General features: G+C 70.3%; 24 protein-coding genes and 1 pseudogene. 14 read left to right on the forward strand and 11 right to left on the reverse strand.

Annotated elements, in window-relative coordinates; genetic code table 11:
* Positions 1-177 precede the first annotated feature (177 nt).
* Positions 178-2,019: an asparagine synthase (glutamine-hydrolyzing) gene (gene asnB / locus OG226_RS45490; RefSeq protein ID WP_328685371.1), complete on the forward strand. Its 1,842-nt coding sequence runs from the start codon at positions 178-180 to the stop codon at positions 2,017-2,019.
* An 8-nt stretch (positions 2,020-2,027) separates the two neighbouring features.
* On the opposite strand, the gene OG226_RS45495 is transcribed toward asnB, so the two are convergent.
* The gene (locus tag OG226_RS45495; RefSeq protein WP_328685372.1) at positions 2,028-3,611 is read right to left on the reverse strand and encodes an alpha/beta hydrolase; all 1,584 of its coding nucleotides are present in this window, start codon (positions 3,609-3,611) and stop codon (positions 2,028-2,030) included.
* 317 nt (positions 3,612-3,928) lie between these two features.
* Here OG226_RS45495 and OG226_RS45500 point away from each other — a divergent pair, with 317 nt between their 5' ends.
* Positions 3,929-4,600: a chaplin gene (locus tag OG226_RS45500; protein ID WP_329352417.1), complete on the forward strand. Its 672-nt coding sequence runs from the start codon at positions 3,929-3,931 to the stop codon at positions 4,598-4,600.
* A gap of 75 nt (positions 4,601-4,675) precedes the next feature.
* On the opposite strand, the gene OG226_RS45505 is transcribed toward OG226_RS45500, so the two are convergent.
* Positions 4,676-5,587: a LysR family transcriptional regulator gene (locus OG226_RS45505; protein WP_329352418.1), complete on the reverse strand. Its 912-nt coding sequence runs from the start codon at positions 5,585-5,587 to the stop codon at positions 4,676-4,678.
* A 212-nt stretch (positions 5,588-5,799) separates the two neighbouring features.
* On the opposite strand from OG226_RS45505, the gene OG226_RS45510 reads away from it, so the two are divergent.
* Entirely contained in the window at positions 5,800-6,699 is a 900-nt protein-coding gene (locus OG226_RS45510) for an SDR family oxidoreductase (RefSeq protein ID WP_329352419.1), read from the forward strand.
* Between the two features lie 153 nt (positions 6,700-6,852).
* Here OG226_RS45510 and OG226_RS45515 read toward each other — a convergent pair whose 3' ends face one another.
* Positions 6,853-8,067 carry an MFS transporter gene (locus OG226_RS45515; protein ID WP_329352421.1) on the reverse strand — a complete coding sequence of 405 codons (1,215 nt, stop codon included), beginning with the start codon at positions 8,065-8,067 and terminating at the stop codon, positions 6,853-6,855.
* Positions 8,068-8,154: 87 nt separating this feature from the next.
* Here OG226_RS45515 and OG226_RS45520 point away from each other — a divergent pair, with 87 nt between their 5' ends.
* The 3 genes from OG226_RS45520 to OG226_RS45530 are packed head-to-tail and all read left to right on the forward strand — an operon-like array spanning position 8,155 to position 10,342.
* The gene (locus OG226_RS45520) at positions 8,155-8,538 is read left to right on the forward strand and encodes a MerR family transcriptional regulator (RefSeq protein WP_329352423.1); all 384 of its coding nucleotides are present in this window, start codon (positions 8,155-8,157) and stop codon (positions 8,536-8,538) included.
* A gap of 40 nt (positions 8,539-8,578) precedes the next feature.
* Complete coding sequence (locus OG226_RS45525; RefSeq protein WP_329352424.1) at positions 8,579-9,355, forward strand: GNAT family N-acetyltransferase; 777 nt, start codon at positions 8,579-8,581, stop codon at positions 9,353-9,355.
* Between the two features lie 57 nt (positions 9,356-9,412).
* Positions 9,413-10,342: an NAD-dependent epimerase/dehydratase family protein gene (locus OG226_RS45530; RefSeq protein WP_329352426.1), complete on the forward strand. Its 930-nt coding sequence runs from the start codon at positions 9,413-9,415 to the stop codon at positions 10,340-10,342.
* 273 nt (positions 10,343-10,615) lie between these two features.
* Here OG226_RS45530 and OG226_RS45535 read toward each other — a convergent pair whose 3' ends face one another.
* Complete coding sequence (locus tag OG226_RS45535; RefSeq protein ID WP_266774869.1) at positions 10,616-10,879, reverse strand: GlsB/YeaQ/YmgE family stress response membrane protein; 264 nt, start codon at positions 10,877-10,879, stop codon at positions 10,616-10,618.
* Positions 10,880-11,110: 231 nt separating this feature from the next.
* Here OG226_RS45535 and OG226_RS45540 point away from each other — a divergent pair, with 231 nt between their 5' ends.
* Complete coding sequence (locus OG226_RS45540; RefSeq protein WP_329352428.1) at positions 11,111-12,538, forward strand: hydrolase; 1,428 nt, start codon at positions 11,111-11,113, stop codon at positions 12,536-12,538.
* A gap of 58 nt (positions 12,539-12,596) precedes the next feature.
* Here the strand turns inward: OG226_RS45540 and OG226_RS45545 are convergent, their stop codons facing one another.
* Together OG226_RS45545 and OG226_RS45550 are read right to left on the reverse strand one after the other, a co-directional pair.
* On the reverse strand, positions 12,597-15,335 hold the full coding sequence (locus OG226_RS45545) for a glycoside hydrolase family 2 protein (RefSeq protein WP_329353707.1): 2,739 nt from the start codon (positions 15,333-15,335) through the stop codon (positions 12,597-12,599).
* 102 nt (positions 15,336-15,437) lie between these two features.
* On the reverse strand, positions 15,438-16,622 hold the full coding sequence (locus tag OG226_RS45550) for an ROK family transcriptional regulator (RefSeq protein WP_328685381.1): 1,185 nt from the start codon (positions 16,620-16,622) through the stop codon (positions 15,438-15,440).
* 141 nt (positions 16,623-16,763) lie between these two features.
* Between OG226_RS45550 and OG226_RS45555 the strand changes: the two genes are divergently transcribed.
* Positions 16,764-18,233, forward strand: coding sequence for an APC family permease (locus OG226_RS45555; RefSeq protein WP_328685382.1), 1,470 nt, complete (start codon positions 16,764-16,766; stop codon positions 18,231-18,233).
* Here OG226_RS45555 and OG226_RS45560 read toward each other — a convergent pair.
* Positions 18,230-18,769, reverse strand: a pseudogene (locus OG226_RS45560) (hypothetical protein). The gene OG226_RS45555 and the pseudogene OG226_RS45560 sit on opposite strands and share 4 nt — an antisense overlap.
* A gap of 9 nt (positions 18,770-18,778) precedes the next feature.
* Between OG226_RS45560 and OG226_RS45565 the strand changes: the two are divergent.
* Together OG226_RS45565 and OG226_RS45570 are read left to right on the forward strand one after the other, a co-directional pair.
* Entirely contained in the window at positions 18,779-19,570 is a 792-nt protein-coding gene (locus tag OG226_RS45565; RefSeq protein WP_328685383.1) for a phosphotransferase, read from the forward strand.
* A gap of 101 nt (positions 19,571-19,671) precedes the next feature.
* Entirely contained in the window at positions 19,672-20,442 is a 771-nt protein-coding gene (locus OG226_RS45570) for an ArsR/SmtB family transcription factor (protein WP_328685384.1), read from the forward strand.
* Between the two features lie 64 nt (positions 20,443-20,506).
* Here the strand turns inward: OG226_RS45570 and OG226_RS45575 are convergent, their stop codons facing one another.
* Positions 20,507-20,947 (reverse strand): SPW repeat protein, encoded by a 441-nt coding sequence (locus OG226_RS45575; protein WP_328685385.1) that lies wholly within the window; start codon positions 20,945-20,947, stop codon positions 20,507-20,509.
* Between the two features lie 90 nt (positions 20,948-21,037).
* Positions 21,038-21,640: an RNA polymerase sigma factor gene (locus tag OG226_RS45580; RefSeq protein ID WP_328685386.1), complete on the reverse strand. Its 603-nt coding sequence runs from the start codon at positions 21,638-21,640 to the stop codon at positions 21,038-21,040.
* 111 nt (positions 21,641-21,751) lie between these two features.
* Here OG226_RS45580 and OG226_RS45585 point away from each other — a divergent pair, with 111 nt between their 5' ends.
* Positions 21,752-22,723: a MerR family transcriptional regulator gene (locus tag OG226_RS45585; protein WP_329353708.1), complete on the forward strand. Its 972-nt coding sequence runs from the start codon at positions 21,752-21,754 to the stop codon at positions 22,721-22,723.
* A 9-nt stretch (positions 22,724-22,732) separates the two neighbouring features.
* On the opposite strand, the gene OG226_RS45590 is transcribed toward OG226_RS45585, so the two are convergent.
* On the reverse strand, positions 22,733-24,106 hold the full coding sequence (locus tag OG226_RS45590; protein ID WP_328685387.1) for a cryptochrome/photolyase family protein: 1,374 nt from the start codon (positions 24,104-24,106) through the stop codon (positions 22,733-22,735).
* 190 nt (positions 24,107-24,296) lie between these two features.
* Between OG226_RS45590 and OG226_RS45595 the strand changes: the two genes are divergently transcribed.
* On the forward strand, positions 24,297-24,485 hold the full coding sequence (locus OG226_RS45595; RefSeq protein WP_328685388.1) for a hypothetical protein: 189 nt from the start codon (positions 24,297-24,299) through the stop codon (positions 24,483-24,485).
* Between the two features lie 32 nt (positions 24,486-24,517).
* Here the strand turns inward: OG226_RS45595 and OG226_RS45600 are convergent, their stop codons facing one another.
* On the reverse strand, positions 24,518-25,429 hold the full coding sequence (locus OG226_RS45600) for a LysR family transcriptional regulator (protein ID WP_329352430.1): 912 nt from the start codon (positions 25,427-25,429) through the stop codon (positions 24,518-24,520).
* Between the two features lie 143 nt (positions 25,430-25,572).
* On the opposite strand from OG226_RS45600, the gene OG226_RS51755 reads away from it, so the two are divergent.
* Both OG226_RS51755 and sfnG read left to right on the forward strand, forming a co-directional pair.
* Positions 25,573-25,650 (forward strand): putative leader peptide, encoded by a 78-nt coding sequence (locus OG226_RS51755; RefSeq protein ID WP_351520955.1) that lies wholly within the window; start codon positions 25,573-25,575, stop codon positions 25,648-25,650.
* Between the two features lie 130 nt (positions 25,651-25,780).
* A complete protein-coding gene (gene sfnG / locus OG226_RS45605; RefSeq protein ID WP_327406322.1) occupies positions 25,781-26,902 on the forward strand; it encodes a dimethylsulfone monooxygenase SfnG in 1,122 nt (373 codons plus the stop codon).
* The last annotated feature ends 14 nt before the right edge of the window (positions 26,903-26,916 follow it).

Raw genomic sequence — 26,916 nt, forward strand, 5'->3', positions numbered from 1 at the left:
AAAACGCGGGGTCGGCCCGAGCGGTCAGGTTACGGGCATGTTGACCGGCCCTGTGGGTGTGACCCACGCTCGTCATATAGATGCTCGATACAACTGGTTCGGCGGGTGTGGGCCACAGACACGGAAAGACGCAGGTGGGTGGCCTCCGACCGGCGGACCGGACGCAGGAGGTAACGCATGTGCGGCATCACCGGCTGGGTCTCCTTCGACCGTGAACTGCGCACCGAGGCCGCGACATTGGATGCGATGACGGAGACGATGGCCTGCCGCGGCCCGGACGACCGCGGCACCTGGGTCCAGGGTCCCGCGGCCCTCGGACACCGTCGGCTCGCGATCATCGACCTGCCCGGCGGCCGTCAGCCGATGATCGTCGACACGGCGGACGGCACGGTCGCGCTCGTCTACTCGGGGGAGACCTACAACTTCACCGAGCTCCGCCGCCAACTCGCCGACCGGGGACACCGGTTCACCACCGACTCCGACACCGAGGTCGTGCTGCGCGGCTATCTCGAATGGGGCGACACGGTCGCCGAACGCCTCAACGGCATGTACGCCTTCGCGATCTGGGACGGCCGCCGCGATCAACTGGTCATGATCCGCGACCGTATGGGCATCAAGCCCTTCTACTACCACCCGACTTCGGACGGTGTCCTGTTCGGCTCCGAACCGAAGGCGATCCTCGCCAACCCGCTCGCCCGCGCCAGGGTCACCCTGGACGGCCTGCGTGAGCTCTTCACCATGATCAAGACACCCGGACACGCCATCTGGGACGGCATGCACGAGGTCGAGCCCGGCACGGTCGTCACCGTCGACCGCTCGGGTCTGCGGCGGCGCGTCTACTGGCAGTTGGAGACCCGCCCGCACACCGACGACCGCGACACCACCGTCGCCCACGTCCGCACCCTCCTCGACGACATCGTGCGCCGCCAGCTCGTCGCCGACGTACCGCGCTGCACCCTGCTCTCCGGCGGCCTCGACTCCTCCGCGATGACCGCGATCGCCGCCCGTCAACTCGCCGAGAACGACGAGAAGGTGCGCAGTTTCGCCGTCGACTTCGTCGGCCAGAACGAGAACTTCGTCGCCGACGAACTGCGCGGCACCCCCGACACGCCCTACGTCCACGACGTGGCCCGCGCCTCGGGCACCGACCACCAGGACATCGTGCTCGACGCACAGGCCCTGGCCGACCTCGACGTCCGCGCGAAGATGGTCCGAGCCCGCGATCTCCCCCTGGGCTTCGGCGACATGGACTCCTCGCTGTACCTGCTGTTCCGCGCCATCCGTGACCAGTCCACCGTCGCCCTGTCCGGCGAGTCGGCCGACGAGGTCTTCGGCGGCTACCTGCAGTTCTTCGACGAGGAGGCCCGGCGCGCCTCCACCTTCCCCTGGTTGGTGCGGTTCGGCCAGCACTTCGGGGAGGACGCCGACGTACTGTGCCCCGACCTGAACAAGGCCCTGGACACCGAGTCGTACATCGCGGACGGCTACCGCACCGCCGTCGCCGGCATCCAACGCCGCGACGGGGAAAGCGACTTCGAGTACCGCATGCGGCGCGTCTGCCACCTCCACCTCACCCGCTTCGTCCGCATCCTCCTCGACCGCAAGGACCGCGCGAGCATGGCCGTCGGCCTGGAGGTCCGCGTCCCGTTCTGTGACCACCGGCTCGTCGAGTACGTCTTCAACACCCCCTGGTCCTTCAAGTCCTACGACGGCCGTGAGAAGACCCTGCTCAGGGAGGCCACCGCGGACGTCCTCCCGAAGTCCGTCTACGACCGCGTCAAGAGCCCCTATCCGTCCACTCAGGACCCGAAGTACGCGGTCGCCCTCCAGGACCACGCCAAGGACCTCCTCGCCCGGCCCTCCCACCCGGTCTTCGACCTCGTCGACCGCGAGAGGCTCCGGCAGGCCGCCCACCGGGAAACACCCATCAGCACCCAGGCGGGGCGCCGAGGCCTGGAACGCGCCCTCGACCTGGCGCTCTGGATGGATCTCTACAAGCCCGAGATCGCCCTCGGCTGAACCGTCCCTCAGGGGACCACGGTTCTGTCCGGCTGGCACGAACTCCCGCTGGCCGGCAGCGAACCGTAGAGCAGGAAGTCGTCGACCTTGGTGTGCACACACTTGGACGACGCGTAACCAGTGTGGCCCTCACCCTTGTTGTCGAGCACCACAGCCGAGGAACCGAGCCGCTGGGCCGTCTCCACGGTCCAGCGGTACGGCGTCGCCGGGTCGCCCCGGGTGCCGACGAGCAGCATCTTCGGCGAGCCCACGTTCTTGACGTCGGCGCGGATGTAGTCGGTGCCCCGGGGACGGCCGTAGCACATCAGCACCTCGGTGAGCCGGTAGCGGCCGAAGACCGGTGAGGCTTCCTCGTACCGCGCGCGCAGGCCGTCCAGGTTCTTGGTGATCTGCTCGGCGGTCGGGCGGTCGGGGTCGTCCGCGCAGTTGATGGCCATCAGCGCGGCCGGGAGGTTGTCGAGCGGGACGTCCTGGGCGTCGACGATGCCGCCGCCGCTGAGATGGGGCAGGCCGGTGCCGCCCGACGAGAACGCCATGATGGCGCGCGTGTCACCGTCCTCCACCAGTGAGGCGATGGCCCGTTCCAGCGTCGGCCACATCCGCTTGCTGTAGAGCGCCTGACTGATGGCACCCACCAGGTCCTGGCCGGAGAACGAGTCGCCGAAGTCCGTCCGCACCGGGTCCTGGTCGAGCGAGCGGACGAGGTGTACGGCTCGGTCCGGCGCCGACCGCGCGTCCGTCCCGAAGGGGCAGGCGATGTCCTGCACACACCAGTCGAGGAAGTCCTCCAGCGCCGTCTGCTGCCCCTCGGCGCCCGCGATCCCCTGCTCGGAGAGCGGTTCGGTGAGGGTGTCGACGCCGTCGAGCACCAACCGGCCGACCTTCTTGGGGAATTGGGCCGCGTACACCGCGCCCAGCCGCGTTCCGTACGAGAAACCGAGGTAGTTGAGCTTCTTGTCGCCGAGCGCCTGCCGCATCACGTCCAGGTCCCGGGAGGCGTTGACCGTGCCGATGTGGGGCAGGACCGGGCCGGAGTACTTGGCGCAGGTGGCGGCGGCCGTCCGCAACTGCTTGAGGACGACCTTCGGATCACTGCTCTCCGTGGTGTCCTCGTCGACCGCGGCCGAGCCCTGGTCGGAGCCCTCGCCACAACTCACGGGCGAGGACTGGCCGACGCCGCGCGGATCGAACGTGACGACGTCGTAGCCGTTCGTCAGATCCATGAACTCCTTGCCGTCCGAGGCGAGTTCACTGACTCCCGCGCCACCCGGACCGCCGAAGTTCAGCAGTACCGACCCCCGTGACTTCCCGGTCGCCCGGTAGCGGGCCAGCGCGAGATCGAGCGTCCCGCCGCCGGGCCTCGCGTAGTCGAGCGGGACGGTGACCTTCCCGCACTGCAGGTCCTTGGGCGCGTCCGGGGTTCCGCACGCGGCCCACTTCACCTTCTGCCGGTAGAACCGGGACAGGTCGGCCTGCGGCCGGTCGTCGGCCGTGGCGAGCGCGGGCAGCCCCGCGCCGAGCAGCGTCAGCGTGAGGACCCCGGTGAACGCGCACCGCCGGAACGCGGGCCGCGAGGACAGCTTGGCCAGCATCAATGCCTCCAAGAACGCGCCGTGACCAGCGCCTGCGATCACGATATGCGGGCCTCGCGGGCCCCGCCTCCCGGCGGGCGGACCCGTGACCGGTGCCGTATTCTGCGCCCCTTCAATAGGCATAAGAGGTTTTCCGACTAATGGTTTGCGACCGATGAGGATTCGTTACGAGTAGTTCGATAACCGTGACGCTCGATGGAGTGAAAGGCCGATAAGCCATAACTCGGATGGTGCGCCCGCGTTTTATCCGGTGCGGGTGAGTGCCCGCTACATCTCTGGAAGGCAGGGACCCTATGAAACGGGTTACCCGAAACGGTGTGATCGCCGTCGCCGCCGCATCCGGTGCGCTGGCCGTGGCGATGCCGGCGTTCGCGGATGCCGGTGCGGACGGCGCCGCGGTCGGTTCGCCCGGGGTGATCTCCGGCAACACCATTCAGCTCCCGGTGCACGTACCGGTGAACGTGTGCGGGAACACCGTGAACGTGGTCGGGCTCCTCAATCCCGCCGCGGGGAACACATGCGCCAACGAAGGCGACGCGAAAGCCGGTGGTGGCGAGCGGAGCGGCGGGAAGAACCCCGGCGGACCACACGGCGGTGCCGTCGCGCAGGGCGGCGAAAAGGATTCGCCGGGCTTGCTCTCCGGCAACGGAGTACAACTCCCGATCCACCTCCCCGTGAACCTCAGCGGCAATTCCGTGAGCGTCGTCGGCGTCGGCAACCCGACCGTGGGCAACCACTCCGAGAACACCTCGGGCGACCACCCCCACCACCCCGCGCCGCCGACCCCCGCGCCGCCCACGCCGTCGAAGCCGCACCCCGGCCCGAAGCCGATGACGGAGGTGAAGGGACACCCCGCCCCACCCGCCGCCGAGGCGTCGCTCGCCCACACGGGCGCCGACGGCACCGTCCCGGTCGCCGTCACGAGCGCGGCCCTCCTCCTGGGCGGCGCCGCCCTGTACCGGCGCCACCGCCCCAGGGCGGGACGCTGACCCCAGCACCCGTTCCGGAACGGAAGGCCCCACCGGGTCAGTGACCGGTGGGGCCTCCGTCGAACCGCGGGGAAGTCACTCGGCCTGCTCCGCCGGAGCCCGGAGAAGTGCGTGCGCCGCCCTGCGGAACGCGGTCAGCAGACGGTTGTGCTCGCCGGCGCGGGTCGCGAGGGCGACGTGGCTCGGTTCCACGCCGTGGAGGGGGATCGCCGTGATGTCGGGGCGGATCGTCTGACCCGGTTGCAGACCGGCCGTGATGGCGACGGCCTGTCCGTCGGCGACGAACTCGAACTTGTCCTCCAGGGCCCGGACGACCGGACCGCCGGGTGCCGGGCGACCGTCCGGCCGGGGATCGATGCGCCAGAAGGCGCTCCACGCCGGGTCCGCCCCGGGCGTCCGGGGCAGCGGCTCGTCCGCGATGTCGTCCAGGGTGACGGACTCCTTGCCGGCCAGTCGGTGGTCCAGCGGCACGAGCACGACACGCGGCTCGTCGTAGAGGACCGTGACCTCCAACTGGTCGGTGGCGAAAGGCAGTCGGGCCACCACCGCGTCCACCCTCCGGTCGAGCAGGGCGACGCGCGTCTCGTCGTAGGCCAGATGTACGACCTCGACGTGGGCGTCCGGATGCCTGCGCCGCACCTCGCGCACCGCCGGGGTGACGAACAGGTTCGCCATGTACCCGACGGTGAGGCGGCTGGGCTCCGCGGCGGCGCGGGTCTCGGCGGCGGCCTGGGCCGTGGAGCGCAACAGCGCCTTGGCGCGCGGCAGAAACACCTCCCCGGCCTCCGTGAGCCGGGTTCCCTGCGGCGTACGGTCCAGCAGCCGAGCCCCCAACTGCTCCTCCAGCCGCCGGACTTGGCGGCTCAGTGACGGCTGGGTGATGTGCAGCGCCTCGGCGGCACGGCCGAAGTGACGCTGCTCGGCGACGGCGATGAAGTACCGCACGAGACGCAGTTCGAGATCGGACGCGGGGGGCAGGTCCGTCATGCCTGAAGTGTACGGCGTGAGACTGCGAGGACTTCGGTCAGATAGCTTCTGAGCTGCCGTGATGCCTGAACCGTATTGCGACATGCGAAACAGGCTTTGGACCCGGAACCCGCGCCCGGCCCACGATGGAAACACAGCACACCACAGCACCGCGCAACACATCGCAGCGCAAGCTGGCCCCCATCTCATCGACCTCATCGAAGGAACGCCCCATGCGTGTTTTCGTCACCGGCGCCACCGGGTTCATCGGCACCGCCGTGGTCCGTGAACTGCTCGACGCCGGGCACACGGTCACCGGACTGGCCCGGTCGGACGCGTCCGCCGAGGCGTTGACGGCCGTGGGTGCCGCCGTGCACCGGGGCTCGCTCGACGACCTCGACAGCCTGCGCGCCGGCGCCGCGGCGGCGGACGGGGTCTGCCATCTCGCGTTCATCCACGACTTCACGGACTTCGCCGCCAACTGCGCCACCGACCTGCGGGCCATCGAGACGATCGGTGAGCAACTCGCGGGCACCGACAAGCCGTTCGTGGTCACCTCGGGCACGCCCGGACTCGCCGACGGGAGGGTGGCGACGGAGGAGGACCACGTCGAACCCGGATCGTTCGCGGCGATCCGGCAGCCCTCCGAGATCACGGCGGTCACGCTGGCGGAGCGCGGGGTACGGTCGTCGGTGATCCGGCTGCCCCGGTCCGTGCACGGCACCGGCGACCAGGGCTTCGTCCCCCAACTCATCTCCGTCGCCCGGGAGAAGGGCGTATCGGCGTACGTCGGCGAGGGCGCGGCCCGCTGGCCCGCCGTACACCGGCTCGACGCGGCCCAGCTGTACCGGTGGGCCCTGGAGTCGGCCCCGGCGGGCGCGCAGTACCACGCGGTCGGCGACGAGGCGCTGCCGCTCCGCGAGTTGGCCGAGGTCATCGCCCGCCGTCTCGACGTCCCGACCGGAAGCGTGCCGCCCGAGCGGGCGGTCGAGCACTTTGGCTTCCTCGGCCTCGTCGCCTCGCTGGACTGCCCGGCGTCGAGCACGCTGACGCGGAAGCAGACGGGATGGGAGCCGGTGGAGGTGGGGTTGATCGCGGATCTTGAGGCGGGGCACTACTTCGGGGAGGTGTAGGGGGGGGCAGGTCGGGCGCGGTCGGGAGTCGTTGGTTGTCCGCGGGGCGGTGGGGGCCGGTCGCGCCCACGCGGTGGAGCCGCAAATGTCACAGCCCCGCGCCCCTTTGGGGTGCTTACGTCGGCGCTGGTTGGTGGGTCAGAGGCATCGCCCTTACGAACAGGGTGAGTTGACGTGGCTCTCGGCCTCCAAGGGTGCCGACGGGAACGCGTGCCGGCGGCCCAGCGCGACCACGGCGAACGCGCCCGCGACCAAGGGCAACGCCGTCCAGGGCAAGGCCCCCGCGCCCATCCCCGACAGCGCGAGCCCACCGGTGAACGAGCCCCCGGCGATCCCCGCGTTGTACACCGTGGTCTGCAACGACGTTGCCACATCGGCGTGTTCGGGACCGGAGGCGTTGACGAGTGCGGTCTGGATCAGCGTGGGTGCCCCGCCGAAGGCGACTCCCCACACGGCGACGGAACCCAGCAGCACGGCAGGGGAGCCGGCGTACAGGCCGAGCACACACATGACCGCCACGAACAGGGTCGTCGCGCCCAGCAGCGTGGGTCGCGCCCACCGGTCCACGAGCACTCCAGTGGCCCAGACACCGACGACCGTGGCGACCCCGAACACCAGCAGGACGACGTCCGTACGGCCGTAGCCGGAGTGTGCCGCGAACGGGGCGACGTACGTGTACATCACCTGATGCCCCAGCAGCAGGAACAGCGTGACGGACAGGACGGCCGGCATCCCCGGGAGGACGGCGACGCCCCTCAACGGGACGCGTGCGCCCGGGAGTTCACCTGGGAAGCCGGGCACCCGCAGCCGTATCCAGACCACCACCAGGACCGAGAGCCCGGCCAGCATCCCGAACGCCGTGCGCCAGCCGACCGCCCCGGCGAGCGCGGTGCCGGCCGGTACGCCCAGGGAGAGGGCGAGCGTGATTCCGGCCAGCACGATCGCGATCGCCCGGCCGCGCCGCTCGACCGGCACCATCCGGGCCGCGTACCCGGCGAGCATCGCCCACATCGTGCCGCCCATGACCCCGGCGAGGAGGCGGGCGCCGAAGGTGACGGTGTACGACGACGACAGCGCGACCACCGCGTTGGCGCAGGCGAAGCCCAGCAGCGTACCGACGAGGACCGGGCGGCGCGGCAGCCCGCGCAGGGCCGCGGTGACCGGGATCGCGGCCAGGAAGGAGGCGACCGCGTAACCGGTGACCAGGAAGCCGACCCGTGCCTCGGAGACGCCGAGGGCCGGGGCCATCCGGGGCAGCAGACCGGCGGGGAGGAGTTCCGTCAGGACGGCGGTGAAGGCGGCCGTGGACAGGGCGAGGAGCCCGGACCAGGGCAGGGCGGTGCCCTTGGCCGGGGATGCGGTGGTCATGGGACCATGGTCGAACCCTCACATCAGTGTGAAGGCAAGCGGACCTCGCGAGTGGGCCCCGCGAGCACGCCCTTCCTGGAGGCAGGCATGAAGATCGGCGAGCTCTCCCGCCGCACCGGCGTCCCCACCCGCCTCCTGCGCTACTACGAGGAGCAGGACCTCCTGCACCCCGACCGCACCGAGAACGGCTACCGCTTCTACGGCGAGCCCGCGGTCCGGGACGTCCAGCAGATCCGCGGGCTGCTGGACTCGGGGCTCACCACCGAGATGATCCGCGCGATCCTGCCGTACCTCTCCGGCCCGGACGAGATCCACGTCCCCGCCGACTGCCTGACCCCGGAGACGGCCGCCCTGCTCAGCGACCACGTCGACCGGATCCAGGCCCGCATCGACTGCCTGGCCCGCAACCGCGACCGGCTCAGCGCTTATCTGGCGGCGGTACGGGCGGACGTACCGGCGCGGGGCGCCTAATCCCGTTGCCGGAGCCGCCCGCGGGTGTTGAAGTGAGCGTATGGATCACACCTCTGTACTCGCCCTCCACGACCGCGACCTGCGCGAAGGCGCCCGGCCCGACGGCCCCGGGTCCCGGGTCGAACGCGTCGGGGGAGTGGTGCGCCAGGTCGCCGACGCCAGCGGCTGGAACGGCGTCCTGTGGTCCGACCTCGACGAGACGGACGCCGACGCGACCATCGCCGAGCAGATCGCGTACTTCACCGCGCTCGGCCGCGACTTCGAGTGGAAGCTCTACGGCCACGACCTGCCGACGGATCTCGGACAGCGGCTCGCGGCGGCCGGGTTCACGCCCGAACCGCAGGAGACCCTGATGATCGGCGAGGTCACCGCCCTCACCCTCGACGCCCAACTGCCGGACGGCATCCGCCTGTTGCCCGCCACCGACCGGGTCGGCATCGACCTCGTGGCGGACGTCCACGAGAAGGCCTTCGGTACGGACAGCGCCCGGCTGCGTGCCCGTCTGCTCGCCCAACTCGCCGCCGAACCCGACACAGTCGTCGCCGTCGTCGCCCTCGCCGGCGACGAACCGGTGAGCGCGGCCCGCATGGAACTCGTCCCCGGCACCCGCTTCGCCGGCCTGTGGGGCGGCGGCACGGTGGAGGCCTGGCGGGGGCGCGGCATCTACCGCGCCCTGATCGCCCACCGCGCCCGCATCGCCGCCGACCGCGGCTACCGCTACCTCCAGGTCGACGCCTCCGACCAGAGCCGCCCCATCCTCGAACGCCTCGGCTTCTCCCCGCTGACCACGACCACGCCGTACGTCTACGAGCCGTAGACCCGCAGCTCAACGGGTCGATGTCACATCGGCGCCGACCCGATCCGTCGCACCGTCATGACGACGAACGCGAGCAATCAGGGCGGCCGGAGCATCCTCCTCGCCGGTGCCACCGGCGTCCTCGGCGGCCACGTCACCAGGGTCCTGACCGACGCGGGCCACAAGGTGACCGGCCTCGGCCGAGGACCCGGCAACGGCATCCGCGCCGACCTCACGGACCGCGACGCGCTGCTCCGTGCGGTCGACGGACGCCGCTTCGACACGGTGATCCACGCGGCGACCGCCCTGCGCAAGACACCCCTGCGCCACCGCGACATGCGCGCCACCGACGCTCTGCGCACCCACGGCACCGCCCACCTCGTCGAGGCCGCACAGGCCACCGGCGCCCGCCGTTTCATCGCCGAGTCGATGGTCTTCGGCTACGGCTACGGGGACTTCGGCACCCGCCCCCTCACCGAGGACGACCCCTTCGGCCCGCCGGGCACCAACCCGGAGCTGGAGAGGCACATCGAGGGCATGCGCACCAAGGAGCAACTCGCTTTCGGGGCCCCGGACTTGGAGGGCATCACACTCCGCTTCGGCCTCCTCTACGGCCCCGGTGCCACCGACGCCTTGCTCCCCATGCTGCGCAGGCGTCAACTGCCCGCCGCCGACGACCGCGGCCGGGTCGTGCCCTGGGTCGAACTCACCGACGCGGCCCGCGCGGTGGCCGCCGCCGTCGAACACGGGCGGCCGGGTCGGGCGTACAACATCGCCGACCGGACGCCGCTCGGCTTCCGCACCCATCTCCTGTGCGTGGCAAGGGAGTTCGGGCTGCCGAAGCCGATGGCCGTACCGCCGTGGACGGTTCGGCCGATGGCGTACGCGCACACGGTGATGACCGGCAACCTGCGCGTGTCCAGCGCGAAGGCCGAACGGGAACTGGGCTGGACGCCGGTGTACCCGTCCAGCGGCGACGGTCTCGCCGCGCTGCGTGCCGCGCGCTGAGTCGCACTCCGGGGCCGAACGGGCGGTGGGACAGGGCAGGTTGGTCGCGAACGGCCGACTGCGCCTGCCCCTCCCGGTAGACCGGAGGAACAGGCGCAGCGAAGCCGACCCGACGGGCCGGACTCCGGATCGACGAGCGGAGTGATGTGTGGTGACGGGGCTCGCCGTGAGTTGTGAGGAGGGTCAGGAGTGCGGAAACGGGGGATCGGGCGGCAGGGCCGCAGAAGCCGGCCGCCGCCCGGTCTCACCCGTGACGCAAGTCCCGCCTCAGGCTCAGCGGCGCGCCCTGGACCGGTCCAGCGCGGCGATACCGACCGCTGCCAGGCCGATCTGGATGAGCCACTCGATCCAGTCGACGCCGTTCGTGTCGGCGACCCCGAGGCCAGATGCGATCGCCGCGCCGATCAGCGCGGCCACGATGCCGACGACGATCGTCAGCAGAACGCCTATGTGCTGGCGCCCAGGGACGACGAGCCGTCCCAGCACGCCAATGATGATGCCGATGATGATGGCACTGATGATGCCCGAGATCTCCATGTCCGCCCCTCTTTGTCGATGGTCCTGCTCTCATCATGTGCCCGCTGAAGGCCAAGGCAGTCCGCCCGAGTTCTGTTGCCTGTTATTGCCGGGACTTTCTGTTCAGCACCCCTTCATGCCATGTACCTTTCAATCGTTCAACGCGTGTAGAACTCCCCAACTACCGTTCTACGCGCGCAGATCAGGCGCCCGCACCGCACCCTTCCCCATCCCCTCACGGAGGTTCGACGGATGCTTGGATCCAGAAGATCCCGCCGCAGACTCACCACCGCCCTCGCCGGCCTGGGACTTTTCGTCACGGCGGCCGCTTTCCAGGTCACCACCACGGCCGCGCCCGCGCACGCGGCCACCACGAACCGCGTCCTGTTCGACGACGGCCACGCCGAGGAGGCGGGCAACGCGGACTGGATCATCTCCACCAGCAAGCCCGACCCGCTGTCCCAGGACTCCTCCCCGTCCGCCGAGACCGACTGGACCGGGGCGCTCTCGTCATGGGGCGTCGCCCTGCAGAAGACCGGCGACTACAGCCTGAAGACCGCCACCAGCGCGCTCACGTACGGCGGTTCGTCGACGACCGACCTGTCGAACTTTGACACGCTGGTCCTGCCCGAGCCCAACACGCTGTTCACGACGGCCGAGAAGACCGCGATCATGACGTTCGTCCAGAACGGCGGCGGCCTGTTCATGATCTCGGACCACACCGGCGCCGACCGCAACAGCGACGGCGAGGACGCGGTCGAGATCCTCAACGACCTGATGACGAACAACAGCGTCGACTCGACCGACCCGTTCGGCTTCTCCATCGACACCCTCGACATCAGCTCCGGCTACCCCGCCGCGATCAGCGACAGCACCAACGAGGTCCTGAACGGCTCCTTCGGCACGGTCACCAAGAGCCTGATCGCCGACGGCACCACGGCCACCCTCAAGCCCGCCGACAACTCCGCCGTCAAGGGCCTGGTGTACCGCAGCGGTTACTCCGGCAACACCGGCGCGTTCTTCGCGACCAGCACCTTCGGCAGCGGCCGTGTCGCCTTCTGGGGTGACAGCTCACCCATCGACGACGGCACCGGCCAGTCGGGCAACACGCTCTACGACGGCTGGAACGACACCGGCGCCACCAACGCCGCTCTCGCCCTGAACGCCACCGCGTGGCTGTCCGGCGACGGCAGCACCGGCGGGGGTGGCGGCGGAGGCGGCGGCACCTGCACGGCCGCCCAGCTGCTCGGCAACCCGGGCTTCGAGTCCGGCAGCACCACCTGGACCGCCAGCAGCGGCGTCATCACCACCTCCTCCAGCGAGGCGGCCCGCACCGGCTCCTACAAGGCCTGGCTCGACGGATATGGATCGGCCCACACCGACACGTTGTCCCAGTCGGTGACCATCCCGTCCGGCTGCTCCGCCACCCTCAGCTTCTATCTGCACGTCGACACGGCGGAGACCACCACCAGCACCGCCTACGACAAGCTGACGGTCACCGCCGGCTCCACCACCCTGGCCACCTACTCCAACCTCAACGCGGCCTCCGGATACGTCCTGAAGTCCTTCGACGTCTCCTCCCTGGCCGGCACCACCGCCACCATCAAGTTCAGCGGCGTCGAAGGGTCCACCCTCCAGACGTCCTTCGTCATCGACGACACCGCGCTCAACGTCAGCTGACGACGACCGGTGGGGCCCGGCGGCGGCCGGGCCCCACCGGTTCACGGGGTGTGCGCCTTCACCGCGCCGGGACCGTCCGTTCCGGTGTGTTCCAGCCGGAGACCCGCACGCGTGGCGCCGACCCGTGCAGGTCCGCCGTCCGGTAGGTCGCCGTCAGTGTCGTCGACTCCCCGGGCCACAGGCTCACGTCGTTGTCGGACCACCGCACCGGCAGTACCGGTTTGCCCGCCGAGTCCACGAGATGGACGTCGGTGAGGAGGGAAGGCGTCTTCCCCGAGCCCTTGCCCGTACCGGAGTTGCGCACCGTGACCGTCGTGGTCGACGTGCCGCCCGCGCCCGCCTTGGTCGACGCCGTCGCCGAAACCGGCGCCCGCGCCATCGAGTTGAGCCCCTTGAGGTCGGCGTAGCTCGTCGTCGGCGTGTAGTACCAGTCGGTGTGCGCCCAGTCGAGCGTGTCGGGCTTGCCGGAGAGCCAGTACACGTTCCGGCTCACCTCCTTGCCGGACGCGTCGGTCAGGGTCAGCCGTACCAGGTACGTCGTCGACAGCCCGCTCACCGACGAGGGCGGGGGCAGGGTGAGCGCGGTGCTGTGCGCGCCGCCGCCGGAGACCTTCACCCCGGTCACCTTCCTGTCGTACTTCCGCGTACCGTCGGTGTCGAACAGGGTTGCGCGAGCGGTGAGTTGGTGTGCCGACGCGTTCCGGTTGTTCACCACGACGACCGAGCGGTTGTCGTACGAGTACTGGATGTGCAGCGGCTCGTTCGCCTTCTTCGCGCCGAAGTAGGCGCCGCCCTGGTCGAGGTAACGGTCCATCAACTGCCAGTGGAGCGAGGTCCATCCGCTGTTGAACATCCAGTAGACGACCCCGGTCGCGGGCTTCGAGGCGTCCGTGGCGTTGCGCTCGTACGCCTCGAACTGGGCCCGCACGTTCTCGTATTGGGCCAGCTGCGCCTTGCGGACGTAGTCGGTCAGGCTCGTCGGCGGGCCGTAGCGGCCGGTGAGGGCGTTGTCGTAGAGCTTGAGGGTGTTGAAGGTGGAGGACGGGGAGCGGTGGTACTGCTTGGCGCTCGGGTCCTTCCAGAGGGTGGCCAGTTCGGACGGGGTCATCATGCGGCGCAGGGTGTCGAGGGTGGGGATGTCGGGGCCCGCGCTGGTCTCGCTGTTGAAGCCGGTGGCGCCGCCCTCACGCTTGGCGTACCAGTAGTCGGGCGGGATCCAGTCGTAGGGCCCGGTCATCTTCATGCCCGAACTGCCGCTGACCGGCGCGGAGTTGTCGGAGGCGGCGGCGACCACCGGGGTGTTCCAGTCGGCGGCCTTCAGGGCGTCCAGGTACGTCTTCTCGATCTTCGCGTCCGGGGCGAAGTCGCTGCCGATGAGGAAGGAGATCACGCTCGGGTGGTCGCGCAGCCGGGCGGCCTCGGCGGCCATCGACGCCTTGGCGACCGGATAGTCGGCGGCGGTCCACTTGTCGCCGGTCTCGTCCCCGTTGACCTGGCCCTCCCACTTGTCGCAGCACTCCCAGCCGGGCAGGGTCAGGATGCCGTAGCGGTCGGCCAGGTCGAAGAACTCGTCCGGCTCGATGTGCCCTTCCAGGCGGATGGTGTTCAGGCCCAGATCGAGGGCGTACTTGAGGCGGTCCTCGACGTACGTCCGGTCCCAGCGCAGGAACTCGTCAGGTGACCAACCGCCGCCCTTGATCAGCAACTTGCGGCCGTTGATCCGGTACTGGCGGGCCCCGTCGGAGTTCAGCGGGGCCCGGACGTCGCGGATGCCGAAGGTCTGGTGCGCGGTGTCGGAGGGGGTGCCGTCCACGGAGGCGGTGAGGTCGAGGCCGTAGAGCGGCTGGCCGCCCATGCCCGCGGGCCACCAGACCTTCGGGGAGGTCAGGTGGAGGCCGAAGGTGATGTTTCTCGTCTCGTGCGCGGCGAGGGAGACCGTCTTCTCGAAGGTCGAACTGCCGATGTTGCCCCTGACCTTCGTGGTGACGGGCGCGTCCGTGTCGTTGCGGGCCCGCGCCTTCACTTTCAGGTCCGCGGTGGCGAGCGACGGGACGGCCAGCTTCGTCACCACGTGTGCGTCGCGCAGCGCGACCGGGCCGCCGCGTCGGACGAGGACGTCGCGGACGATGCCCATGTTCTCGTCGGGCGGCGGCTGGAGCCAGTCGATCCAGCCCATGGTGAGGTTCTTGTTCGGGTCGTTCGGCCGGATGTGGAAGGCGACGGTGTTCGTGCCGGAGCGCACGAGCGAGGTGACGTCCAACTCGTGCTGTGTGTAAGCCCCGTTGACGTCCGCGGCCTTGGCGACCCGCTTGCCGTTGACGTAGACGTCGGCCGCCGAGATCACCCCGCTGAAGTCGAGGTAGGTGCGCCTGCCGGGGTCCGCGACCGTGAAGTCGCTGCGGTACCACCACGGCACCTGGAAGTCGGCCTTCGGGATCTTCCGCTGGTTGGTCGAGTAGAACGGGTCCGGGTGGACACCGTCGGCGATCAGGGCCGCGAGGACGGTCGAGCGCGCGCCGGCCGGGTACCAGCCGGCCGCCGGATAGCCGGGGGAGGAGACGGCCGCGGCGGAGTCGGTGACCTTCGCGGACGACTGGATCGCGTAGCCGGACAGCGGTGTGGCGGTCCCGGCGGTCGACCGTACGACGGTCACCGGGACCTGCGCGCGGTGCTGCGGGAACGTCTCCCGGGCCCCGGCCCACGCGCTGGTGGTGAGGGTGCCCAGCAGGCCGAGCGCGACCGCGGCCGTGGCGAGCCGGCCTCTGAGGAGTGGGGGAACGGCGGGGCGGTGGAACACGGCGGTCTCCAGCCTCGTCAAGTTAGGAAGCTTTACTAACCGCACCAGAAGGTAGGGCGCTCGACCATGCCTGTCAAACACCTGTGTCCACGGGTGAGTTGCTCAGGACGCCGAGTGACGCTCGAACACCAGGTCCCGCGCGGTGCCGAGCGCGGTGGCCACCGCACCCAGCAGCACCGCGTCCTCGCCCAGCGCGCTGGGCACGATCTTCGGCCGGAGCGGAGTGAGCGCGCGCAGGTTCTCCCGCACCGGACGCAGCAGCAGATCCACGCTGTGCCCGACCCCGCCGCCGAGGACCACCAGGTCCGGATCGAGGACGGCGGCAGCGGCCGCCACCGTGTGCGCGATCCGCTCGCCCTCCAGCTCGACCGCCTTGATCGCGGCGGCGTTTCCCTGCCGGGCCGCGTCGAACACAGCCTTCGCGGTGAGCTGCTGCCCGCTCATGCCGAACCTGCGAGCCGCCTCCACGACGGCCACCCCGGACACCGCGTCCTCCAGCGTCTCCGGCTTCTGCCGCCCCGGCCACGGCAGGAACCCGATCTCCCCGGCACCGCCGTGCGCCCCCGTGAACAGCCGCCCCTCGCTGACCACACCCATGCCGAGACCGGTGCCGATCAGGATGTACGCGAACAGCCGGCTGCCCGCGCCGACGCCGTACGTGTACTCGCCCAGCGCCGCGAGATTGGCGTCGTTGTGCACCTCCAGCGGGACGCCCAACTCCTCCCGCATCCGGTCGAACAGCCCGGCCCGGCCCCAGCCCGGCAGATGCATCGCGTACCGCACCCGGCGCCGCTGCTCGTCGTAGATTCCGGGCGTGCCCACCACGGCGTGGACGACCGCGGCCGGTTCGACCTCCGAGTTCGCGACGACCTGGTGCGCGGTGGCGACCACCAGCTCGGCCATCGCGCCGGAGCTGCGGGCCCGGTTGCGCACGTCCGCCCGGGCCACCACCTCACCGTCCAGGTTGGCGACCGCGACCCGCAGCCAGCTGCGCCCGACGTCGATCCCGAGCGCGTAGCCGGCGGACGGGTCGGGGGCGTACAGCACGGCGGTCCGGCCGCGCTCCGGGGCCTGTGTGCCGACCTCGTGGACCAGTCCCGCCTCCTCCAGGGCGGCCAGCGCACTGGAGACCGTCGGCTTCGACAGGCCTGTCTCGCGGGCGAGTTGGGCGCGGGAGGCGGCACCGGCGGTGCGCAGCCGGTCGAGCAGCAGGCGCGCGTTGGTACTGCGCAGCCGCTGACGGCTCCAAGGCTGGTCCGGTCGCTCCACGGCGTCACTGACGGGCATCGCATCATTCTCCGGTATCCGGGACAGCCTCTTGACGAGTCTAGTAAGGCTCCTTAACTTTATCGCCCAGTCACCCGCGCCGGACCACCCCGCATCCCTCTCGCCGTATTCCTCTCCCCGTGACCAGCCCCAGGAGTCCCCATGTCCGGTAGTCCGTCTCCCGGTAGCCAGCCCCCCGACAGCGGGTTCGTCCGCCGCGTCGGCCTCTTCCAGGCCACCGCCATCAACATGAGCCAGATGTGCGGCATCGGTCCGTTCGTGACGATCCCGCTGATGGTCGCCGCGTTCGGCGGTCCGCAGGCGGTGATCGGCTTCGTCGCGGGCGCGATCCTCGCGCTGGCCGACGGGCTCGTGTGGGCCGAGATGGGCGCCGCGATGCCCGGCTCCGGCGGCAGTTACGTCTATCTGCGCCAGGCCTTCCAGTACCGCACGGGCCGGCTGATGCCGTTCCTGTTCGTGTGGACGGCGATGCTCTTCATCCCGCTGATCATGTCCACCGGCGTGGTCGGCTTCGTGCAGTATCTCGGCTATCTGGCACCGGACCTGGGCAAGACGTCCGGCGACCTGATCGGCCTCGGCGTCATCGCCCTGGTGATCCTGCTCCTCTGGCGCGGCATCGAGAACATCGCCCGCATCACCGCCGTGATGTGGACGGTGATGATCGCCTCGGTGTTCCTGGTCATCGTGGCCGCCGCGAGCGACTTCAGCGCGCACCTCGCCTTCACCTACCCGGCGCACGCCTTCGACCTGGGCAGTGACCACTTCTGGCTCGGCTTCGCCGGCGGCCTCACCATCGGCATCTACGACTACCTCGGCTACAACACCACCGCCTACATGGGCGCCGAGATCAAGGACCCCGGCCGTACGCTGCCGCGCTCCATCCTCTTCTCCATCGTCGGCATCATGGCGATCTACCTGATGCTGCAGATCGGTACGCTGGGCGTCATCGACTGGCACCGGATGACGAACGTGAACGACATCGCCTCCACCTCGGTGGCCTCGGCGGTCCTGGAGGAGACCTGGGGCAAGGGTGCCGCCGACACGGTCACCGTCCTGATCCTCATCACGGCCTTCGCCTCCGTCTTCACCGGCCTCCTCGGCGGCTCCCGGGTCCCCTACGACGCGGCCCGCGAACGCGTCTTCTTCCGCCCCTACGCCAAGCTCCACCCCAAGCACCGCTTCCCGATGCTGGGACTCGCCACCATGGGCGTGATCACGGCGATCGGCTTCCTCATCGGCCGCCACACCGACCTGGCGACCCTGATCCAGTTGCTCACCACGGTGATGGTCATCGTCCAGGCGCTGGCCCAGATCCTCGCCCTCACGGTCCTGCGCAAACGCCAGCCGACCCTGCGCCGCCCGTACCGCATGTGGCTCTACCCCGTGCCGAGCATCATCGCCTTCGTCGGCTGGTGCGTGATCTACGGCTACGCGGACCGGAACTCCCCGGGCCGCCACCCCATCGAGTGGTCCCTCGCCTGGCTGGCCCTGGGCTGCGTGGCCTTCCTGATCTGGTCCCGCTTCGAGAAGGTGTGGCCCTTCGGCCCGAAGGAGATCACGGAGGAGTACCTCGTGGAAACGACCCCGGACCCGGAACCGGCAGGCGCCTAGCGGCAGTTGACCCACCCGGTCGCGGCCGGCACGTCCTCCGCGATCTCGACGACAGGGCGCCCGTCGGTCACCACCCGCACGGTGTCGACGGGCGCGCGCTGGTCCAACAACCTTGCTCTACGGCGTTGTTGGCCAGCTCCCGCTCCAACTCGCCGCAGATCTCCCGCCCGTTGAGCCGCGCGGTCGCGGTCGCGGCAGAGGCGGTCAGCAGCACCCGTACGATCCGCACGTCAGCCCCCATCGCGCGGCGGAACTGCCCGGCCAACTCGTCGAGCACACTCACCGTGTTCGTGTACACGAGCCGCCGATAGCCCAGCGCCGCGTAATTCCCCCACACGCCGGTCAAGTCGGCCTCACTGATCGCCGCCCGATGCGGATCGCCGTCCGGCGCCCGATGCACCTGCCCCATGAAGTCCCCGTCGATCACGGCATGGGCGCCCCCCGCCCGCCCGCAGCCGCGCCGACACCTCCCAGCCGACGGTCGTCTTCCCGACCCCGGCCCGTCCTCCGATGAGCGGTGCCTCCGCGTGATCCATACGCGCAGCGTGCCAAGCGATACTCGTGCGGTCGAACGACACGAGGAGGCGGGCCAGTTGGCGGAATCGGCGCTCGGCGGAGGCGCGATCAACGCCGTCGTCCGGGTCGGGGAGACCGTACGACGCACTCCGACCGCGCCGGAACGGTCGGCCTTCGTCACCGGACTGCTCGCGTTGTTCGAGCGGCGGGGGTGGACGGGGGCGCCATGCTTCCTGGGCACGGACGAGCGGGGGCGGGAGGTGTTCCGGTACATCGAGGGCCGGGCGGCCGTCAGCCCCGACGAGCGCTCCGCCGCCCGCACCGACGACAGCCTGGTGCGCGTCGCGCAGCTCGTCCGCGCCTTCCACGACCTGACGCACGGCACACCGGAGGCCGGTGACCAGGACGTCGTCTGCCACAACGACCTCGCCCCCAAGAACACCGTCTACGACAGCGCGTGGCACCCGCGGGCCTTCGTCGACTGGGACCTCGCGGCTCCCGGCGAGCGCGTCCACGACGTCGCCCACGTCTGCTGGCAGTACCTGGACCTCGGCCCGGGCATCACCGACGTGCCCGAGGCCGCCCGCCGGATCGCGCTGATCCGCGAGGCGTACGGACTCGACGAACTCGGCTGCACCGACCGGCTCCTCGACACGGTCCTGTGGTGGCAGGACCGGTGTTGGCGGGGCATCGAGGCCGGTGCCGAGCGCGGTGAGCGGGGCATGGCCGGCTTGCGGGCGGGCGGTGTCGTGGAGCAAATCCGGGGCGCGCACGACTGGGTGGCCGCGCACCGGCGCGAGCTGGGCGCGTTCCTGCGCTGAGGCGCCGTAGAGGATCGGAATGCATCGGACGAAGGTCCCACCTTGACATGCAGGTAACTGCCTGCATAACGTTGAGTGTGCGATCCGAACATGACTCAAAGATGGACGCGGTCTTCAAGGCGCTGGCCGACGAGACCCGCAGACGTCTGCTGGACCGGCTGCACGAGGACAACGGGCAGACGCTCGGTGAGTTGTGCGGGCGCATCGACATGACCCGTCAGTCGGTGACCCAGCATCTCGCCGTTCTGGAGGCCGCCAACCTGGTCAGCACGGTGCGGCGCGGGCGGGAGAAGCTGCACTACCTCAATCCGGTCCCGCTGCACGAGATCCAGGAGCGCTGGATCGACAAGTTCGAGCGCCCGCGCCTGCGCGCACTCGGGACCCTGAAGCGACGAGCCGAGGAAGCCATGACCGACAAGCCGACATTCGTCTACGTCACCTACATCGCGAGCACCCCCGAGAAGGTCTGGGACGCGCTCACCGACGCCGACCTGACGGCCGCATACTGGGGCCACAGCAACGTCTCGGACTGGCAGCCGGGCTCCCGTTGGGAACACGTGCGCACGGACGGTTCCGGCATCGCCGACGTCGTCGGCACGGTGGTGGAGAGCGAGCGCCCGACCCGGCTCGTGACCACCTGGACCTCACCGGAGAACGAGGGGCAGGAGGACACTCACTCCCGCGTCACCTACGACATCCGGCGCCACGAGGACATCGTGCGCCTGACCGTCACCCACGAGGACCTCGCCGACCAGGGCGAGCTGTCCGACGTGTCCGGCGGCTGGCCGGCCGTGCTGTCCAACCTGAAGTCGGTCCTCGAAACCGGCAGCCCCCTCCCGCAGGCGCCCTGGCTGGTACCGGGCGGCCACTGAAGGGGGCGGAGGAGCCGGTGTGCCTTCCTTCCGGGTTTCTGCGGCCGGTTTCCGGGGTCGGTCGCTACGGCTTGGGAGTGCTCCGCGCCGCCGTACCGGCGCACACCAGGCCCATCAGCACGGCCAGTCCACCGATGATGACGTTGTTGAGGATGACGCCCTTGTCGGGGTTGGTGCCGACGATCCACGGCGAGACGATCATCCAGACACCCAGGGCGCTCATCGCCCAGCTGAGGCCGTACATGCGTTCCGGCGCTCTGGTGAACCCGAGGGCCAGCAGGCCGATCGCGATGCCGACGATCAGGTTGTGCGGCACGAGCGCGGGCTGGCTCGTCGTGTAGTGGAGTATCCACGGGGACACGGCGCAGTACAGACCGAGCAGGAACACCGGTCCGTCCACGAGCGCCACATCGCGTCCACCGAGCATGCGGGCGTAGCGCGCCTGCATTTCGGAGACATCAGGGTGGCTCGCCATGTCACCTCTGGTGTGCGAGACGTTGGCCATGACTCGTCTCCTTTGACTTCGCTGGCCTGACCGCGTCTGGTGCGGTATGCGACAAAAGCCGCTTATCCCCATAGTGCTCTTATTTCGCCTTTATGTGTAGTGGTCAGCCTGTTCCTCCTCCTGGAGGCGGCGGCGCAACTGGTGGAGCCCACGTCGTGCGTGGCTCTTCACCGTGCCGAGCGGCCAGCCGGTGCGTCGGGCGATCTGGGTCTGGGTGAGGTCCTCGTAGTACGTCAGCCGCAGCACCCGCTGTTGGGGCGCGGGCAGCCGGGCCAGTTCGTGCAGGACCAGGACGCGGTCGAGAGCCGTCTCCGGCTTCCGCGTGACCGGATCGGCGAGGGCGAGCGACGAGCCCGCGGCGGCCAGGAGGTGCAGGCGGCGGGTGCGGGCGGACAGCGCGTCGGCGATCCCGCGCCTGGTGATGCCCACGATCCAGCCGCCGATCGTCCCGCGCTCGGGACGGAAACCCCGCCGCCCGCGCCACACCCCGAGGAACACCTCCTGTGTCACGTCCTCGGCTTCCTTGGCGTCGCCCAGTGAGCGCCGCGCCAGGCTGTGCACCAGTGGCGACCAGCGGTGATACGCGGCGGCGAGGCAGTCCTCGTCGCCCGCCACCAGCCCCCTGGCCAGCTCCTCGTCGGTGAGCGACTCGGCAGCCGGGCTCGGGCGGACGGTGCCGGTCTGCGGGCTCATGGCTACGACTCCTCGCGCGTCGGACGGCGACTGTCCGGTCATCGTGGGAGCAGGGGATCAGGGTCATCAACTCGCGTCGATTCTGCGTCGTATAGTCGCTGTATGAGCGAAATGCCCGCAGGCGGAGACGCCGCGTATCCGTCAGTGGCCGAAGTGCCCCTGACGACCGGCGCGTTGGCCCGTCGACTGGGTGTGGCCCCGACCACACTGCGGTCCTGGGAGCGTCGCTACGACATCGGTCCCGCGGTCCGCGCCGAGGGACGGCACCGGCGCTGGACCCCGCGGGACGTGGCACTGCTGGAGGCGATGTGCCGGCTGACCTCGTCGGGCGTACCGCCGGCCGAGGCGGCGCAGGCGGCGAAGAGGGCCGCCGGTCCGCAGGCGGAGCACATGCCCGTACGGAACCGGAGGTCACAGGCCCCCGGCGCCCTGCCCCTCGGGGACGTGCGCCAGGAATGCCGCGGCCTGGCACGCGCCGCCGTCCGGCTCGACGCACCGGCCGTCGAGCGTCAACTGGCCGATGCCGTAGGCCAGTACGGCACCGTCGTCGCCTGGCAGGAGGTGATGGCGCCGACGCTGCACGCGGTGGGGCGCAAGTGGGCGTCGTCGGGGGACCGTTACGTCGAGGTGGAGCACCTGCTGTCCTGGCACGTCTCCACCGCCTTGCGTCGACACACCCCGCTTCCCGGGCCACAGGTCGACATCTCGCCGATCGTCCTGGCCTGCGTACCCGGCGACCAGCACACCCTCCCCATCGAGGCACTCAACGCCGCACTGGGTGAACTCGGCCTCCCCACACGGATGTTCGGCGCCGCCGTACCCGCCGAGGCGCTCACCACGGCGGTACGGCGGCTGGGCCCGGCGGCCATCGTGCTGTGGGCGCAGGCGCGCTCCACCGCGAGCCCGCCGCTGGCCCGGCACCTCGCCGACATCCGGTGGGGAGTGAAGGGCGCCCGGCGGCAGCCCTCGGTGGTACTGGCCGGTCCCGGCTGGTCCGGCACTCCGGCGCGGGGCGCGCTGCGGCCGGCGACGCTCGCGGATGCCGTGGACGCCCTGGCCGGGTTGTACGAGGCACGGCCCTGACCAGGGGCCTCAGCCACCTTCCCGACCTCGCCTGAACCGCGCCAGCCCGTCCGCGAGTTCGACGATCGGATCCGGATAGTCGCCGAGCGCCGCCCGGTCAAGTGCCCTGAGTTTCCACGGCTCGTGCACCAACGGGCCGTCCAGCCCGGCGAGTTCGGGCACCCAGCGGCGGACGTACGCGCCGTCCGGGTCGTACCGCTTGGCCTGCGTGACGGGGTTGAGGACCCGGTTGGGGCGCGAGTCGGTGCCGGTGCCCGCCATCCACTGCCAGTTGAGCTGGTTGTTCGCCACATCGCCGTCGACCAGCAGGTCGAGGAAGTGCCGGGCGCCGATGCGCCAGTCGACGTAGAGCGTCTTGGTGAGGAAGCTGCCCGTCAGCAGGCGTCCCCGGTTGTGCATCCAGCCCTCGTGCCGCAGTTGGCGCATCGCCGCGTCGATCAGCGGATAGCCGGTACGGCCCTCCTGCCAGGCCGCGATGTCCTCGCGGGCCGTGCGGTCGGACCGCCAACGGTCGTGTTTCGTACGGTAGTCGGCGCCCGCGGCCGAGGGCCTGGCCGCCAGCACCTGGCGATGGAAGTCCCGCCACGCGAGCTGCCGCACGAAGGCCTCGGCGCCCGGCCCGCCCGACTGCCTTGCCCGATGGGCCAGTTCGACGGGGGAGAGGGTGCCGAAGTGGAGATGGGGCGAGAGGCGGGAGGTGGCGTCCGCGGCCAGGGCGTCGTGCAGGTTCTCGTACTCGGCGATGCCGTTGCGCAGCCACCGGCTCAGCAGCTTGCGGCCCTCGGTCTCCCCGCCGGTCGCCAGGCCCGGCGACAGCCCGACGACGCCGGTACGGGAGGGGAGTTCCTCGGAACCGACACCGTCCGGGACCCGCACGGTGCGCGGTGCGGCGAGCGGGGCGCGCAGGTGCTGTCCGGACCAGTGGCGGAAGTACGGGGTGAAGACCGCGAAGTGGTCCGAGGAGGCCGGGGTCACGGCACCCGGGGCGACGGCCGTGGTCACGGTGTCGTGGACGTGCAGCCGCCGCCCCTCCGCCTCCAGCGCCCGCCGTAGCCGCTGCTCGCGCCGCCGCGCGTAGTCGCTGACGTCGGCCGCCATGTGGACCTCGTCGGCGTCCGTCTCGGCGGCCACCTTGCACACCTCGTCGACGACGTCACCGGACCGGATCACCAGGTGGCCGCCCCGTTCCCGCAGGCCGGCGTCGAGGTCACGCAGGCAGTCGGTGAGGAACGCCAGCCGGTTGGGCGCCGCGAACCCGGCGTCCGTCACGCCCCGGTCACGGACGAACAGCGGAACCGTCCGGCGGGCCTCGGCGGCGGCGCGCAGCGCGGGATGGTCGTGCAGGCGCAGGTCGGCGGTGAACAGGGCGACCGAGACGTTCATGGTGCGTACTCCGGGAGACGGGAAAGGGGGTCGTGAGGTGCTTCCGGTCCGGCGCGCCCGGCGGATGCGGCTGTCACCCGACGGGCGTACGCGCTCCCGGCGCCGTCCCGCCGCCGAGCGAACTTGGCATGTCGGCGTCGATCGGGGGCAGGTGAACAGGCACGACGGTCCCATGGGGAACCGAGGAACGATGCTGGAGGTGTCTGGGGACATGGGCGCGAAGGTGTTGAAGCGGTTTTCGGCGGGGGCTCCGCGCGGATCATGGCCCGCCGAGGAGTTCGCGGCCCGGCGCCGCGCCGAGGGCGAGCCCGCCAGCGTCGTCATGGACCTGAAGTCCGACGCGTTCCTCGTGGTCGTTCCGATGGGCGACGAGGACTGACCGTACGACCCTGGTCCCGGGGGACCACAGCCTCAGGCGGGTGTTCCGCTCAGCTCCCGTGCCCGTCGTACGAATGCCTCGTGCAGGTCCCCGGCCGCCTGCGGTACGGAGTCCGCGCGGCGGCGGCGCAGCATCAGCAGGACGCGGGCCGTGTCGCCGGCGATCGGCCGGTAGGTGATCGCGCCGAGCCGCTCCAGCGGATCCCCGACCACGCTGAAGTCGGGCAGGACCGTCGCCCCGAGCCCCTCCGCGACCATGAGCTTGCCCATCTCGGCACCGTCGGTCGAGTACGCGAAGGCGGGACCCCGCCCACCGAGAAGCCGGTGGACATAGCGGTGCATCACATAGCCGGAACGCATACCGATCAGCGTCTCGGTGAGGAGGTCGTCCACACTGACCGTCGGCCCGGACGCCAACGGGCTGTCGGGGCGCATACACACCACCGGCAGCCCGGACAGCAGCTCGGTGGACTCGAAGTCGGCCGGCATGTCGTCGCCGTCCAGGTGATTGACCAGCCCGAGATCGAACCCGCCCTCCGACAGCGCCCGGTGGATGTCCGTCTGCTGCGCGCCGACCACCTCGACCTGCGTGAGCGGATGCGAGGCGCGGAACTCCCGTACGACGGGAAGCAGCAACGGCACGGTCGCCGCGTTGACCGTGCCCACCCGCACCATGCGGCTGATCCGGTGCTGCTCACCCGCCGCCGCCCGCAGCCGGTCCACCGCGTCCAGCACGTCGACGATCTTCGGCAGCAGTTCGCGGCCCTCCGCGCTCATCGTCGCGCCCGTGCGTTTGCGCTCCAGGAGATCGACGCCGAGTTCGCGTTCGAGATTGCGTACGGTCTCGCTCAACGCGGGCTGTGACAGGCGGAGTTCCTCGGCGGCCCGGCGCAGGGAGCCCAGCCGGGTGACGGCCGCTATGTATTCCAGCTGTTCGGTGCGCATGCCCGCAGAATGCGGCCGATTTCCCGGGCTGTTCAAGGGTTTCCCTGTCACACGTTCGTGAAATTCAATGGTCCGCGATACGAGACCGGTCGGGTTTTCCTTGACGGTCCCAGCCGACGGCTGCCACGATCGACGGCATGATGATGCGACTGGACCTCACGCGGCGACGCCATGTCGACCTCGCGCGCGTCTCCAGCGCCTCCTGTTGCACCGCGGCCTGATCCCCGTCACCTCCGTCCCGTGATCCGCCGCCCTCTCTCCATCCCCGCCTGAATTCCGTCCTTTCACACGTCGTGTCGCGTGCCCGGAATTCGGCGTGCCCGGAATCGCATTCCGCAACAGGAGTTCCGCATGCCCGCAGAGCCCGTGAAATTCGCCTACTGGGTCCCCAACGTCAGTGGGGGACTCGTCACCAGCAAGATCGAGCAACGCACCGACTGGGGCTACGAGTACAACCGCGAACTCGCCGTCCTCGCCGAGAACAACGGCTTCGAGTACGCACTCAGCCAGGTCCGCTACATGGCCAGCTACGGCGCCGAGTTCCAGCACGAGTCGACCAGCTTCAGCCTCGCCCTCCTCCTCGCCACCCAGCGTCTGAAGGTCATCGCCGCCGTCCACCCCGGCCTCTGGCACCCGGGCGTCCTCGCCAAACTCGGCGCCACCGCCGACCACTTGTCGAACGGCCGTTTCGCCGTCAACGTCGTGTCCGGCTGGTTCAAGGGCGAGTTCACCGCCCTCGGCGAGCCCTGGCTCGAGCACGATGAGCGCTACCGCCGCTCCGAGGAGTTCATCCAGGCCCTGCGCCAGATCTGGACCGAGGACCACACCGAACTCGCCGGTGACTTCTACCGGTTGCGCGACTTCTCCCTCAAGCCCAAGCCCCTCAACACCCCCGAACGACCGCACCCCGAGATCTTCCAGGGCGGCAACTCCACCGCCGCCCGCGCGATGGCCGGCCGCGTCTCCGACTGGTACTTCTCCAACGGCAAGGACTTCGACGGCGTCACCGAGCAGCTCGCCGACGTACGCCACTCGGCGGCCCAAGTCGGCCGCACCGCACCGAAGTTCGGCCTCAACGGCTTCCTCATCGCCCGGGACACCGAGGCCGAGGCCCGCGACACGCTCCGCGAGATCGTCGCCAAGGCCGACCGCGAGGCCGTCGAGGGATTCGGGGCCGCGGTGAAGCAGGCCGGGCAGTCCTCGGCCGACGGCAAGGGCATGTGGCAGGACTCCACGTTCGAGGACCTCGTGCAGTACAACGACGGCTTCCGTACGGGACTCATCGGCACCCCGGAGCAGATCGCCGAACGGATCGTCGCCTATAAGAAGTTGGGCGTCGACCTTCTCCTGCTGGGCTTCCTGCACTACCACGAGGAGGTGGAGTACTTCGGCAAGCGGGTGCTGCCGCTGGTGCGTGAACTGGAGGCCCAACTCCCCGACGGCGAGACCGAGTCCGTCTCCGTGCACGCCTGATCGCACCCCACTGC

The sequence above is a fragment of the Streptomyces sp. NBC_01261 genome, from assembly GCF_036226385.1.
Lineage (GTDB): Bacteria > Actinomycetota > Actinomycetes > Streptomycetales > Streptomycetaceae > Streptomyces.